Source organism: Aeromonas sp. R3-1, assembly GCF_040908345.1.
Classification (GTDB): domain Bacteria; phylum Pseudomonadota; class Gammaproteobacteria; order Enterobacterales; family Aeromonadaceae; genus Aeromonas; species Aeromonas veronii.
The window spans coordinates 19,269-32,038 of sequence record NZ_JBFODN010000144.1; the positions used below are offsets into that span (position 1 = coordinate 19,269).

14 protein-coding genes are annotated in these 12,770 nt (G+C 57.2%); 11 read left to right on the forward strand and 3 right to left on the reverse strand.

Annotated elements, in window-relative coordinates:
* The first annotated feature begins 5 nt into the window (after positions 1-5).
* Together trmD and rplS are read left to right on the forward strand one after the other, a co-directional pair.
* A complete protein-coding gene (trmD, locus tag AB5Y85_RS08630; RefSeq protein ID WP_005340400.1) occupies positions 6-755 on the forward strand; it encodes a tRNA (guanosine(37)-N1)-methyltransferase TrmD in 750 nt (249 codons plus the stop codon).
* Between the two features lie 32 nt (positions 756-787).
* Entirely contained in the window at positions 788-1,135 is a 348-nt protein-coding gene (gene rplS, locus AB5Y85_RS08635; RefSeq protein WP_005313505.1) for a 50S ribosomal protein L19, read from the forward strand.
* Between the two features lie 108 nt (positions 1,136-1,243).
* On the opposite strand, the gene AB5Y85_RS08640 is transcribed toward rplS, so the two are convergent.
* Together AB5Y85_RS08640 and mutH are read right to left on the reverse strand one after the other, a co-directional pair.
* The gene (locus AB5Y85_RS08640; protein ID WP_005348910.1) at positions 1,244-1,567 is read right to left on the reverse strand and encodes an isoamylase early set domain-containing protein; all 324 of its coding nucleotides are present in this window, start codon (positions 1,565-1,567) and stop codon (positions 1,244-1,246) included.
* 80 nt (positions 1,568-1,647) lie between these two features.
* Positions 1,648-2,322: a DNA mismatch repair endonuclease MutH gene (gene mutH / locus AB5Y85_RS08645; RefSeq protein WP_257686769.1), complete on the reverse strand. Its 675-nt coding sequence runs from the start codon at positions 2,320-2,322 to the stop codon at positions 1,648-1,650.
* Between the two features lie 733 nt (positions 2,323-3,055).
* Here mutH and rppH point away from each other — a divergent pair.
* From rppH to AB5Y85_RS08685, 8 genes are all read left to right on the forward strand, one after another.
* Positions 3,056-3,583: an RNA pyrophosphohydrolase gene (gene rppH / locus AB5Y85_RS08650; RefSeq protein ID WP_005340421.1), complete on the forward strand. Its 528-nt coding sequence runs from the start codon at positions 3,056-3,058 to the stop codon at positions 3,581-3,583.
* A 14-nt stretch (positions 3,584-3,597) separates the two neighbouring features.
* Positions 3,598-5,877, forward strand: a complete 2,280-nt coding sequence (gene ptsP / locus AB5Y85_RS08655; RefSeq protein WP_257686770.1) for a phosphoenolpyruvate--protein phosphotransferase — start codon at positions 3,598-3,600, stop codon at positions 5,875-5,877.
* Positions 5,878-5,944: 67 nt separating this feature from the next.
* Entirely contained in the window at positions 5,945-6,769 is an 825-nt protein-coding gene (lgt, locus tag AB5Y85_RS08660) for a prolipoprotein diacylglyceryl transferase (RefSeq protein ID WP_031227775.1), read from the forward strand.
* The gene (gene thyA / locus AB5Y85_RS08665; protein WP_201906435.1) at positions 6,769-7,563 is read left to right on the forward strand and encodes a thymidylate synthase; all 795 of its coding nucleotides are present in this window, start codon (positions 6,769-6,771) and stop codon (positions 7,561-7,563) included. The genes lgt and thyA overlap by 1 nt, the downstream gene beginning before the upstream one ends.
* A gap of 223 nt (positions 7,564-7,786) precedes the next feature.
* On the forward strand, positions 7,787-8,977 hold the full coding sequence (gene nhaA, locus AB5Y85_RS08670; protein WP_005348917.1) for a Na+/H+ antiporter NhaA: 1,191 nt from the start codon (positions 7,787-7,789) through the stop codon (positions 8,975-8,977).
* The gene (locus AB5Y85_RS08675; RefSeq protein WP_042053339.1) at positions 8,974-9,381 is read left to right on the forward strand and encodes a hypothetical protein; all 408 of its coding nucleotides are present in this window, start codon (positions 8,974-8,976) and stop codon (positions 9,379-9,381) included. Before nhaA ends, AB5Y85_RS08675 begins: the two co-directional genes overlap by 4 nt.
* Entirely contained in the window at positions 9,368-10,300 is a 933-nt protein-coding gene (nhaR, locus tag AB5Y85_RS08680; RefSeq protein WP_005340434.1) for a transcriptional activator NhaR, read from the forward strand. Before AB5Y85_RS08675 ends, nhaR begins: the two co-directional genes overlap by 14 nt.
* Before the next feature lie 51 nt (positions 10,301-10,351).
* The gene (locus tag AB5Y85_RS08685) at positions 10,352-10,654 is read left to right on the forward strand and encodes a metalloregulator ArsR/SmtB family transcription factor (protein ID WP_013724128.1); all 303 of its coding nucleotides are present in this window, start codon (positions 10,352-10,354) and stop codon (positions 10,652-10,654) included.
* Between the two features lie 49 nt (positions 10,655-10,703).
* Here AB5Y85_RS08685 and rpsT read toward each other — a convergent pair whose 3' ends face one another.
* On the reverse strand, positions 10,704-10,967 hold the full coding sequence (gene rpsT, locus AB5Y85_RS08690; protein ID WP_005308808.1) for a 30S ribosomal protein S20: 264 nt from the start codon (positions 10,965-10,967) through the stop codon (positions 10,704-10,706).
* Between the two features lie 191 nt (positions 10,968-11,158).
* Between rpsT and murJ the strand changes: the two genes are divergently transcribed.
* Positions 11,159-12,721: a murein biosynthesis integral membrane protein MurJ gene (murJ, locus tag AB5Y85_RS08695; RefSeq protein WP_227341907.1), complete on the forward strand. Its 1,563-nt coding sequence runs from the start codon at positions 11,159-11,161 to the stop codon at positions 12,719-12,721.
* Positions 12,722-12,770: the final 49 nt, after the last annotated feature.

Sequence of the window (12,770 nt, forward strand, 5' to 3'; positions counted from 1 at the left end):
TTCTTATGTGGATTGGGGTTATTAGCCTCTTCCCTGAAATGTTCCGAGCCATTACCGAGCACGGGGTAACGGGTCGGGCCGTCAAGAGTGGCCTGCTGCAGATTGAGTGCTGGAACCCCCGGGAGTTTACCCACGACAAACACCGTACGGTCGATGATCGTCCTTATGGTGGTGGGCCCGGCATGTTAATGATGGTTCAGCCGCTGCGTGACGCGATTCATGCAGCCAAGCAAGCGGCGGGAGACGGGGCGAAAGTCATCTATCTCTCTCCTCAGGGACGCAAGCTGACTCAAGCTGGCGTAACCGAGTTGGCGACGAATCAGAAACTGATTCTGGTAGCCGGTCGATACGAAGGTATCGATGAACGCGTGATACAAACCGAAGTCGACGAAGAGTGGTCTATCGGGGATTACGTGTTAAGTGGTGGCGAGTTGCCTGCCATGACCCTGATCGATGCGGTTTCGCGTCTGGTCCCCGGGGTTTTGGGCGATCAGGCCAGTGCCGAGCAAGACTCCTTTACGGATGGCTTGCTGGATCATCCCCACTATACTCGGCCGGAGGTGTTGGATGGATTGGCGGTGCCCGAGGCGCTGACAAGCGGCAATCACGAAGTGATTCGACGCTGGCGTCTCAAGCAGTCGCTCGGACGAACCTGGCAAAGAAGGCCGGAACTTATTAACAACCTAGCTCTGACTGACGAGCAAGAATCACTTCTTGCCGAGTATGTCCGCGAAGTGCGTGACAGCGTTAAGTAGAGTTTTCAGTTTATCCTAGGTAAGGAAAGACAATGAGCAAGATTATTCAGCAGCTTGAACAAGAGCAACTGCGTACCGACATCCCGGCTTTTGCCCAGGGCGACACTGTACGTGTTCAAGTTCGTGTTAAAGAAGGTGGTAAAGAGCGTCTGCAGGCTTTCGAAGGCATCGTTATTGCCAAGCGTAACCGCGGTCTGCACTCTGCTTTCACCGTTCGCAAGATCTCCAACGGCGAAGGTGTTGAGCGTGTATTCCAGACTCACTCTCCGCTGATCCACAGTGTAGAACTGAAGCGTCGTGGTGATGTTCGCCGCGCCAAACTGTACTACCTGCGCAACCTGTCCGGCAAAGCTGCTCGTATCAAAGAGAAGCTCAACTAATTCGATTCGAATTGGTGTCGGTATGTCGGCAAATAGCTCGACAGGTAGTGAAAAGGCTCGCCAATGGCGAGCCTTTTTTGTATCCGTCTATTGGCTATCTGGGAGCCGTTACTGGATGACCCGAACTACCGAGTTGTCTCGCCCGAAGGGGCCTGGCACATAGTCGTCCGCTGCCCAGTCATTCTCGTAGAGGGTTTCCCCTGCCGGTGTGATGAGCTGGTAGCAATATTCGAAGTAACCCGGGCCGTCGGTCGGCAGATTGAGGGTGGCTTTGAACTCGCCGCTCTTCATGCGTTTCAGCTCGACCGGTTGCCACTGGGTGAACTCGCCGATCAGCATCACCTGTTCCGCTCCTGCAGCCGCCTCTTTCTCTACGGCAAAGGTCACCTTGACCTCGGGCTTGGACTTCAAAAACTGTTTGATCAGTGGCATGACGCCTCCTTGTCTGTGAGTTAAAAATGGCTCCTGTCTATTTTTATACCACCATATGACAAAGATGTTGATAAGGCAGATCAAGTCGGCAAGGCAAAATAGCGTTGCAGCAAACTGTGGGTAAAGTCGATCTTGAGATAGAAGCCGCGGGGCAGGGTCATGATGGGTTGACCATCGCGGCCGATGGCACGAGTCAGCGCCTTGTTGTTGGCCGCTTTGGGCCGCAGTTGCATCACCTGGCCGTGGCGTGCGCTGATCTGCTCCACTTCTCCCAGCACTATCATGTCCATCAGCTCCTCCCAGTCCTGACGCAGTAGCCGATCTTCCTCTTCATTCGGGCTCCACATCAGCGGCATGCCGACCCGCCGCTCGCCAACCGGAATCTCGCGACTGCCTTCCACCGGGATCCAGAGCACCCGGGATAGCTTGTTGCGCACGTTGGACTCCTCCCAGCGCTGGCCGCTGACGCCGATCAGCGGGGCAACGCAGACGAAGGTGGTCTCCAGCGGTTTGCCTTGAGGATTCACGGGGATCGTCTTGAGTTCGATCCCCAGCTCCGGGAAGTCCTGCTCCGGCTTGCTCCCGGCGCTGGCCCCCAGTTGCAGCTCGATCAACTGACCGACCCACCCCTTGTCACGTCGCAGGTCTTTGGGCACAGCGACGCCAGCCTCGGCGGCCAGCTGCGCTAGCGTGAAGCCGGCCATGGCATAGGCGCGGCTCAATAACTCCTGCTCGGATTGGGGATTGCTTGGCATGTTTGGCTCCATCTTGCTCGCCATATTCTAACAGGGGAGGATCCCGAGAAGGATCGCTGTTTTTATAACCGATCCTGAGTGGATAAGATCAAATGCAGAGAATTTGGGGGCTATCAGCTCATCGTGATGATTTTAAAGGATTTTGTCTGTTTTATCGAGCAGTAAGCCAGGTCTGGTTTGACCTCGAAATAGTTGTCCAAGGGTTTGTGCATGATGTTACACACAGTTATCCACAGAAATCTTGGATAAGTGGATGAAAGTGGTTGGAGTCGCTGATATGTTACAAAAAATTGTGAATGCCACCCCATTTTCACAGGGTAAACGGGGTAGATATTGTGCCACTCCTGTGGATAATTTCGCCGCGGTGGATCTTTGAGCAGTTGAACTTGTTCACAATCCGGATCATGGATCTGGCTCTTGGGGGAACATGGATCTAGATCCAGTTGTTTTATCTCAAGCTTATAAAAAATAATGATTTTTTATATTTTATGTCGCGTGGTGATACGGAGGGGCACTTTTCGCGCACAGTTAAAAAGTACTGTATATACCCGTTTGCTAACAGCTTTATGCACAGCCTGGGTGGGCAACTTGGGGGCGCGGATCCTTGGATTTGTTTATAAGTATGTTTGAAATTGAAAGTTATTCATGAAACAGGGGATTCACTCCTTGTTTGCTGCCACGGAGTGAATGTGGAACAATCTCCTTATAGATTCAGCCTTTATAAGGTGATCACGTGATTGATGGCGACGGATTTCGTCCCAATGTCGGTATCGTGATCTGTAACCGTGAAGGACAAGTGTTGTGGGCTAAACGCTATGGGCAGCACTCCTGGCAGTTTCCGCAGGGGGGGGTTGATGATGGTGAAACGCCAGAGCAGGCCATGTATCGAGAGCTGTATGAGGAGATTGGCCTCAAGCCCGAAGATGTGACCATCATGGCCACCAGTCGTAACTGGCTAAAGTACCGTTTACCCAAACGTCTTGTCCGCTGGGACAGTTCACCGGTCTGTATTGGCCAAAAACAAAAATGGTTCCTGTTACAGCTGAATTCGGGCAAGGAGTCGCGGATCCAGTTCGGCTGTCATGGCCATCCCGAATTTGACGACTGGCGTTGGGTCAGCTTCTGGTACCCGGTGCGTCAGGTCGTTTCGTTCAAGCGGGAGGTTTACCGCCGGGTCATGAAAGAGTTTGCCCCGCTGGCGATGCCAGTGCCGGCAGTGCAGGTCAACAAGAAGGATGGGCGGCGCAACCGCGCCCGTTAAGGAGCACAGATTAGTTGTTAACGGAACTGAGACGTATCGTCGAGAGCATGGCCGAGGCCAATACCCTCGAGCAGGCCTTGCAGGCATTGGTGAGCCAGACCCGGCACGCCATGGCAGTGGACTGCTGCTCCGTCTATGTCTCGGAACCCGAGGTGCGCCGCTATCGCCTGGCGGCTACCGACGGCTTGGCCCCGTCCGCGGTTGGCAAGGTGACCCTGCCCTACGAGCAGGGCATCGTTGGTCTGGTGGGTCAGCGGGAAGAGCTGATCAACCTGGCCGATGCACCCGCGCACCCCAGTTTCAAATTCCTGCCCGATGTGGCCGAAGAGGCCTTCCGCTCCTTCCTCGGCGCTCCCATCATGCATCAGCGTCAGGTAGTCGGCATTCTGGTGGTGCAGCAGAAGGAGAGCCGCCGCTTCGATGAGGGGGAAGAGTCCTTCATGGTCACCCTGGCGGCCCAGCTGGCGGCGCGGATCGCTCAGGCGCAAGCCAAGGGGTGGTTGCAGAAGACCGACTGGAGCAAGCCGCTGCGCGGTATTGCCGGTGCCAGCGGCATTGCCATGGCTAAGGCCTGGGTGTGGCGGCCCCGCAAGGCGCTCTCGTCCATTACCCCGCGCAAGGATGAAGACCATGCCAGCCAGCTGGCGCGGCTGGAGCTGGCGGTTGAGGAAGTGCGTCACGACTTGGAGAGTCTGGCGCTGCGTTTTCGCGAGAGCTACAGCCAGGATTCGGTGGCGATTTTCGATATCTACCTCCATCTGCTGAACGATCCAGGCTATATCAAGCCCATTCGCAACAAGGTGAGCAAGGAGCACTGGACTGCGGTATCTGCGGTCAAGCTGATCAGCGATCGCTTGATCGAGCAGTTCAAGGGGATGAAGGATCCCTACCTGCAGGAGCGCTCCACCGACGTGAAGGATATTGCCCAGCGGCTGATCAGCCGACTGGTGCAGAATGAACCGGAACATATCTCCATCGGTGAGCCGGTGGTGCTGGTTGCCGATGAGGTGACCGCCACCATTCTGGCAGAAGTACCTCGCGAGTATCTGACCGGGGTGGTATCGCTCAAGGGGGGGACCAACTCCCACGCGGCTATTCTGGCCCGTGCCATGGGGGTTGCCGCCATCATGGGGGTGGATCTGCCTCTTGGCGACATCGGCGGTCGCATGCTGGTCGTCGATGGCTACAGCGGCGATCTCTTCATCGAACCCAATCAGGTGATCCTGACCGAGTATCGTCAGTTGCTCAATGAAGAGCGGGCACTCGATACCCTGGTGCGCAGTGCCGACAACCTGCCATCCGAGACGGCCGACGGCACCAAGGTTTCCCTGCTGCTCAACGCCGGGCTCAGTGCCGATACCGAGATCTCCCTCAACCAGCTGGCGGACGGGGTCGGGCTCTATCGCACCGAGATCCCCTTCATGTTGCAGGAGAGCTTCCCCTCCGAGTGGGAGCAGACCGCCCGCTATCGCGGCATTCTGGAGACCTACCGCAACCGGCCGGTCTGCATGCGGACGCTGGATGTGGGCGGCGACAAGCCGTTACCCTATTTCCCCATCGTCGAGGAAAATCCCTTCCTTGGCTGGCGGGGGATCCGGATCACCCTGGATCACCCCGAACTGTTTCTGGTGCAGCTCAAAGCGATGCTGAGGGCCAGCGAAGGGCTGGACAATCTGGCCATCATGCTGCCGATGATCAGCAGCGTCAGTGAAATCAAGGCCTCCCGTCGTCTGCTGGATCAGGCGTGGCGGGAGGTGTCGGAAGAGGCTGCGAGCCGCGATGCGGTGATCCGCTACCCCAGCCTCGGGGTGATGATCGAGGTGCCCTCCGCCCTCTTTATCTTGCCGGAGATGGCGCCGCTCATCGATTTCTGGTCGGTGGGCAGTAACGACCTGACCCAGTACCTGCTGGCGGTAGATCGCAACAATTCCCGGGTTGCCAACATCTACGATGCCTTCCATCCTGCGGTGATCCGCGCCCTGCAACAGCTGGTTGATGCTTCCCACTGTTACCAGAAGCCGGTGTCGGTGTGTGGCGAGCTGGCCGGTGATCCGGTTGGTGTGTTGCTGCTGCTGGCCATGGGCTATCGCCGCTTCAGTATGAATACCCACAACATCGCCCGGATCAAGTACGTGCTGCGTCAATCCACCCTGAGCGAGTTGACCGAACTGATGGCCGATGGCCTCAAACATGACAACCCCCACGTACTGCGCGGCCTGTTTGCCCGCTATCTGGAGGAGCATGGTTTGGGCGGTTTGCTGCGAGCCGGTCATAAATCGAAACAGAGTGATTGATAATCATGCCTTGTCCCTGCTGACGAATGATCGGAAAATGCGGCTTTTATTTTGACTGGGGCCGCATATGCAGCACGATGGATATTGGGTTTTCTCGCAGATTGATCCCGTAGCATTCAGTTTGGGACCACTATCGGTACGCTGGTATGGTCTCATGTACCTGTTCGGTTTCGCGTTTGCCATGTGGCTTGCCGGCCGTCGCGCCGATGCACCGAACAGCGGCTGGACCCGCAACGAGGTGTCGGATCTGCTGTTCTACGGTTTCCTCGGGGTGATCCTCGGCGGCCGTGTCGGTTACGTGCTGTTCTACAACTTCGATCTCTTCCTCGCGGATCCCACCTATCTGTTCAAGATCTGGACTGGCGGTATGTCGTTCCACGGTGGGCTGATCGGGGTGATCACCGCGATGATCTGGTTTGCCCACAAGACCAAGCGCCACTTCTTCACCGTGGCCGATTTTGTGGCACCGCTCATTCCGTTTGGTCTCGGTGTTGGCCGGATTGGCAACTTCCTCAACGGCGAGCTGTGGGGCCGGGTCACCGATGTGCCCTGGGCCATCATCTTCCCGGAGGCCGGCCCCGAGCCGCGTCATCCCTCCCAGCTTTACCAGTTCGCACTGGAAGGGGTGGTGCTGTTCATCATCCTCAACCTGTTCTGGCGCAAGAATCCGCCGCGCGGCGCCATCTCCGGCATGTTCCTGCTGTTCTACGGACTGTTCCGCTTCCTGGTGGAGTTTGTGCGCCAGCCGGACAGCCAGCTCGGTCTCTACTTCCAGGAGATCAGCATGGGCCAGATCCTCTCCACCCCGATGATTATCGCCGGTGCCCTGATGATCTGGGCCGCCTACAAGCGTCCGCAGTTGTTCGGTAATGCCGTGAAGGAGGCGAAATAATGCGAGCTTATCTCGACCTGATGCAGAAAATCCTCGATGAGGGGACCGTCAAGTCTGACCGTACCGGCACCGGTACTGTCTCCCTGTTCGGCCATCAGATGCGCTTCAATCTGGCGGAGGGGTTCCCGCTGGTGACCACCAAGAAGTGCCACCTGCGCTCCATCATTCACGAGCTGCTCTGGTTCCTCAATGGGGATACCAATACCGCTTATCTGAAGGAAAATGGCGTCAGCATCTGGGATGAGTGGGCCGACGAGAATGGCGATCTGGGGCCGGTTTACGGTGCTCAGTGGCGCTCCTGGCCTGCCGCTGACGGGTCTGTCATCGACCAGATCCAGAAGGCGGTGGATGACATCAAGCACAACCCGGATTCGCGCCGTATCATCGTATCCGCCTGGAATGTGGGCGAACTGGACAAGATGGCGCTGGCTCCCTGCCACGCCTTCTTCCAGTTCTATGTGGCGGACGGCAAGCTCTCCTGCCAGCTCTACCAGCGCAGTTGCGATGTGTTCCTCGGCCTGCCGTTCAACATCGCCAGCTACGCCCTGCTGACCCACATGATGGCCCAGCAGTGCAATCTGGAAGTGGGTGACTTCGTCTGGACCGGCGGTGATGTGCACCTCTACTCCAACCACATGGAGCAGACAGCGCTGCAGCTATCCCGCGAGCCGCGCTCGCTGCCGACCCTGGTGATCAAGCGCAAACCTGACTCCATCTTCGATTACAAGTTCGAGGATTTCGAGATCGAGGGTTATGACCCCCATCCCGGCATCAAGGCGCCCGTCGCCATCTGATAGCAAGGCGCCTCAGGGCGCCTTTTTTATGCAGTTAAATAATTGAAAATTCATTTTATTGATTAATCAGACGGTAGCCAGAGACGAGGAAAAACCTGCTTATAGCAGGTATGTTCTATTTTGCCTTCGGTTTTTTCGTTGTATTGAGCAGCAAGAAACGATTTTCCATTGGTTGTTGCAGGAGATAGACTCAAACCAAAGCAATACGGTGGAAAATTTAACCATGAGTGACGTAATCAAAAAGTTCCTGAAGCTGGAGGCCGCCTCCGGAATTATTCTGATCATGGCTGCCATGCTGGCAATGATTTTAGCCAATACCGCGCTGGCTGGCGGGTATCAGGCGTTTCTCGACACGCCGGTGCAGGTGCGCATCGCGGCTCTCGACATCAACAAGCCGCTGCTGCTCTGGATCAACGATGGCTTTATGGCGATCTTCTTCCTGCTGGTTGGTCTGGAAGTGAAGCGTGAAATGCTGGAGGGGGCGCTCTCGACCCGGGTTCAGGCGACCTTCCCGGCCATCGCTGCGGTGGGCGGCATGCTGGCTCCGGCCTTGATCTACGCCTTTTTCAACTATTCGGATGAAGTGGCGCGTGCTGGCTGGGCGATTCCGGCTGCGACCGATATCGCCTTTGCCCTCGGGGTGATGGCGCTGCTTGGCAAGCGGGTGCCGGTGAGCCTCAAGGTATTCCTGTTGGCGCTGGCCATCATGGATGACCTCGGCGTCATCATCATCATCGCGCTCTTCTATACCCAGCAGTTGTCGCTGGAGGCGCTGGCCATCGGTATTCTGGCAACCCTCACTCTGCTTTGGATGAATCGTCGTGGTGAGGACAGGATCAGCCTCTACATGCTGGTCGGTCTGGTGCTCTGGGTTGCGGTGCTGAAGTCTGGCGTCCATGCGACCCTGGCGGGTGTGGTGGTGGGCTTTATGGTTCCGCTTAACGGCAAGCGTTACGCCTCGCCGCTCAAGTATCTGGAGCATCAGCTGCACCCCTGGAGTGCCTATCTGATCCTGCCGCTGTTTGCTTTTGCCAACGCCGGGGTATCGCTGGAGGGGATTGGTCTCTCCTCCCTGCTGAGTCCGGTACCCATGGGGATCATGCTGGGGCTGTTTATCGGCAAGCCGCTCGGGGTGTTTACCATCAGCTGGCTGTCGGTCAAGCTGGGCATCGCCCAGTTGCCGCCCGGGGTCAACTTCAAGCAAATTTTTGCGGTCAGCATCCTCTGTGGCATCGGGTTCACCATGTCGATGTTTATCGCGTCGCTCGCCTTCGAGCACGGTGGGCTGGATTACGGCAGCTACTCTCGCCTCGGGATCCTGGTGGGCTCCACCATGGCGGCGGTAGTCGGCTATCTGGCCTTGCGCATGGCCCTTCCCAAGGGTGAAGGGGAACAGAGTACGGAGGGACTATGAAGCTGCATACAGGGTTGTTGATGCTGTTGTTGAGCCCCGCGGCATGGGCCGGCGGGCTGGAGGATTGCAAGCAGGACGCCACTTCGGCGAACTGCTCTGCCTATCTCAACGGGGTGGTAGACAGTGCCCTGCTGCTGGGGGACAAGCAGGCCAAGGCGCGCTTTGGCGAGACCTTCTCCGAGCGGGCGCTAAGCAGCCGGGCTGGCGAGATGGTCAAGCGCTCCAACAAGCGTTATTGCGCTGACCGGATGCCGGACAAGGCACGCCTCAAGGCCACTCTGATGGAGCAGTTTGGCGCGAACAAGGTTGACTCGGTTAGCGACATGTATGACATTCTGGCGGTTGAACTCAGCTGCTACCGGAGTCCGCGTCAAGCGGGAACCCCATCGGATGTCACACCTTAACTACAACCATCTCTACTATTTCTGGATGACTCAGAAGAAGGGCTCCGTTACCCAGGCAGCGGAAGCCCTTTTTTTGACCCCGCAAACCGTCACCGGCCAGATCAAGCTGCTGGAGCAGCGCCTCGGTGGCAAGCTGCTCAAACGCAAGGGGCGCTCCCTTGAGGCGACCGAGCTGGGTCAACTGGTGTTTCGTTATGCCGACAAGATGTTCAGCCTCTCCTACGAGATGCTCGATATCGTCAACTACCGCAAGGAGAGCCAGATCCTGTTCGACGTTGGCATCGCCGATGCCCTCTCCAAGCGCCTTGCCAGCCGCGTGCTGCTCTCTGTCATCCCCAATGATGGCTCCATCCATCTGCGCTGTTTTGAATCTACCCACGAACTACTGCTGGAGCAGCTGAGCGAGCACAAGCTCGATATGATCCTCTCCGACTGTCCGGTGGACTCCAGCCAACATGCGGGGCTGCTCTCCAAACGGCTGGGCGGCTGTGGCGTCAGCTTCTTCTGCAAGGCGCCGCTGCCTGAAAAGCCCTTTCCAGCCTGTCTGGAAGAGCGCAAGCTGCTGATCCCCGGTCGTCGTACCGCCATGGGGCGTCAGCTGACCCAGTGGTTCGAGCAGCAGGGTGTCTCCCCCAGCATTCTTGGCGAGTTTGATGATGCCGCCTTGATGAAGGCGTTTGGCTTCTTCAATCAGGGGATTTTCATGGCTCCCACCATCTATCGGGAGGAGATCCTTGAGGGGGAGGGGGTGATGCTGATCGGGGAAACTCAGGATCTGATGGAGGAGTATTACGTCATCTTCGCCGAGCGGATGATCCAGCATCCGGCGGTGAAGCGGGTCTGTGAGAGCGATTTTACCTTTCTCTTTTCCGGCCAGGAGAACTTCTCCGCCATCCAGCCGGCCACCCTGTCGTTTTAAAACGACCCGTCACCACGTATCATCGGCGATCAGTGGTAGAGGAGAGATATGATGCAACTTGAAGAGATGGAAGCCAATGCGAGTAAAGCGGTGGCCTTGCTCAAGGCGCTGGCCAACGAACGGCGGCTGTTTATTCTGTGCCAGTTGCTGGAGCGCGAACTGTCGGTGGGGGAGCTCAACGAGCGATTGGGATTGAGTCAGTCGGCCTTGTCACAGCATCTGGCGCTGTTGCGGCGGGATGAGCTGGTGACGACACGCAAAGAGGCTCAGACGGTCTACTATTCGCTGCGCAGCCATGAGGTGCGTGAAATGATCAGTTTGCTGCATCGACTTTATTGCAGCGCAGATAAATAAAAAACCGGCACTAAGGCCGGTTTTTTCAGCTTTGATCAGCAGACGCTGATTAAGCCATAGCTTTGATCTGGGCAGACAGGCGGCTCTTGTGACGAGCAGCTTTGTTCTTGTGGATCAGGCCTTTGGTCGCCATACGATCCATGATCGGCTGAGCAACAGCGAAAGCGGCAGTCGCGGCAGCTTTGTCGCCAGAGGCGATAGCAGCAATGACTTTCTTCAGGTAGGTACGGGTCATGGAACGACGGCTGGCGTTGTGCTGACGGCGTTTTTCTGACTGAAGAGCGCGCTTCTTAGCAGATTTGATGTTAGCCAAGGTAAAACTCCTAAAACTGTCTTAGCGAGTGTATTGAAAAGGCCCGGAAATATGCCCTTCCAACCACATATTGTCAAATGATTTGTGCAAATAAACACCGCCTCCCGGTGGTGTGTCAGTAGGGAGACGGTTAAACTGTCGGCCGATTCTAGCAGCATTCTTTTCATTCTGACAGTTCCAGAGGCCTCGTCTTGAGTAAGAAATTGATCAAATCCGGCATGATAGTGTCCGGAATGACGCTGGCATCCCGCGTAATGGGCTTGGTTCGCGATGTAGTCATCGCAAATCTGCTTGGTGCCGGGGTGGCCGCCGACGTCTTCTTTTTTGCCAATCGCATTCCCAACTTTCTGCGCCGTCTGTTCGCCGAAGGTGCCTTCAACCAGGCCTTTGTTCCCGTGATGACGGAGTACAAGAAAAATGGCGACGAGGGGGAGGTGCGTGAATTGCTGGCGGCGGTTGCGGGCACGCTGGGGGGCATAGTGACTGTGGTCACCCTGCTCGGTGTGCTGGGGTCTGGTGTGCTGACCGCGCTGTTTGGCTGGGGCTGGTTCTGGGACTGGCTGCACGGCGGCCCTGCGGCCGAGAAGTTCGAGCTCGCCAGTCTGATGCTCAAAATCACCTTCCCTTACCTCTGGTTCATCACCTTTACCGCCATGGCTGGGGCTATCCTCAACACCTTCGGCCGCTTTGCGGTCTCGTCGTTTACGCCGGTGTTTCTCAACATCACCATGATTGCGGCGGCCTGGTGGATTGCGCCACTGATGGACAAACCTGAGATCTCGCTGGCGATTGGTGTCTTTTTGGGCGGTTTGGTGCAGTTTCTGTTCCAGTACCCCTTTTTGCGCCAAATCAACATGCTGGTATGGCCCAAGTGGGGATGGAATCACCCTGGGGTGGTGAAGATCCGCACCCTGATGATCCCCGCCCTGTTCGGGGTATCGGTCAGCCAGATCAACCTGTTGGTCAATACCATGCTGGCTTCTTTCCTCGCGACCGGTGCCATCAGTTACCTCTACTACTCGGATCGCCTGCTGGAGTTCCCCCTCGGGCTGTTTGCGGTGGCCATCAGTACCGTGATCCTGCCAGCGCTGGCCAAGAAGCATGTGGATGCCGATCCGGCGGACTTCTCCCGCACTATGGATTGGGGGGTGCGGATGGTGATGCTGCTCGGCCTGCCCGCCATGATAGGCATTGCGGTCATGCGCGAGCCCATTTTGCGAGTGCTGTTCATGCGCGGCGAATTTGGCCTGCATGAAGTGAGCATGTCGAGCGCCAGCCTGCTGGCCTCCACTACCGGTCTGCTCTCCCTGATGCTGATCAAGGTGCTGGCCCCCGGTTATTACGCCCGTCAGGACACCAAGACGCCGGTGCGGATCGGGGTGATGTCGATGATTGCCAACATGGTCTGCAACCTCATCTTCATCTACCCGCTCGGTTACGTGGGGCTGGCGCTCTCGACCGCCTGCTCGGGCACTCTGAATGCGGCCTTGCTGTTCAAGGGGTTGTACCAGCAGAGCGTCTATCGTCCCTCCCGCCATACTGGCGTGTTCTGCCTCAAGCTGCTGGTCGCCAGCGTGCTGATGGGCTGTGTGCTCGCCTATCTGTCGCCGGATTTGGCCCAGTGGGGGGCGTGGAGCATGGGCAAGGCCAGTTTGCAGCTGACCATGCTGCTGTCGCTGGGGGCTGCGGTCTATGCCGTGGTGTTGCTGCTGCTAGGCATTCGGCCGCGTCACCTTAAATCGGGGCAGCAGTAGCCGTGATCCTGCGGCGCCATGGGGATAGTGCCTCATGGCGCCGCAGGGG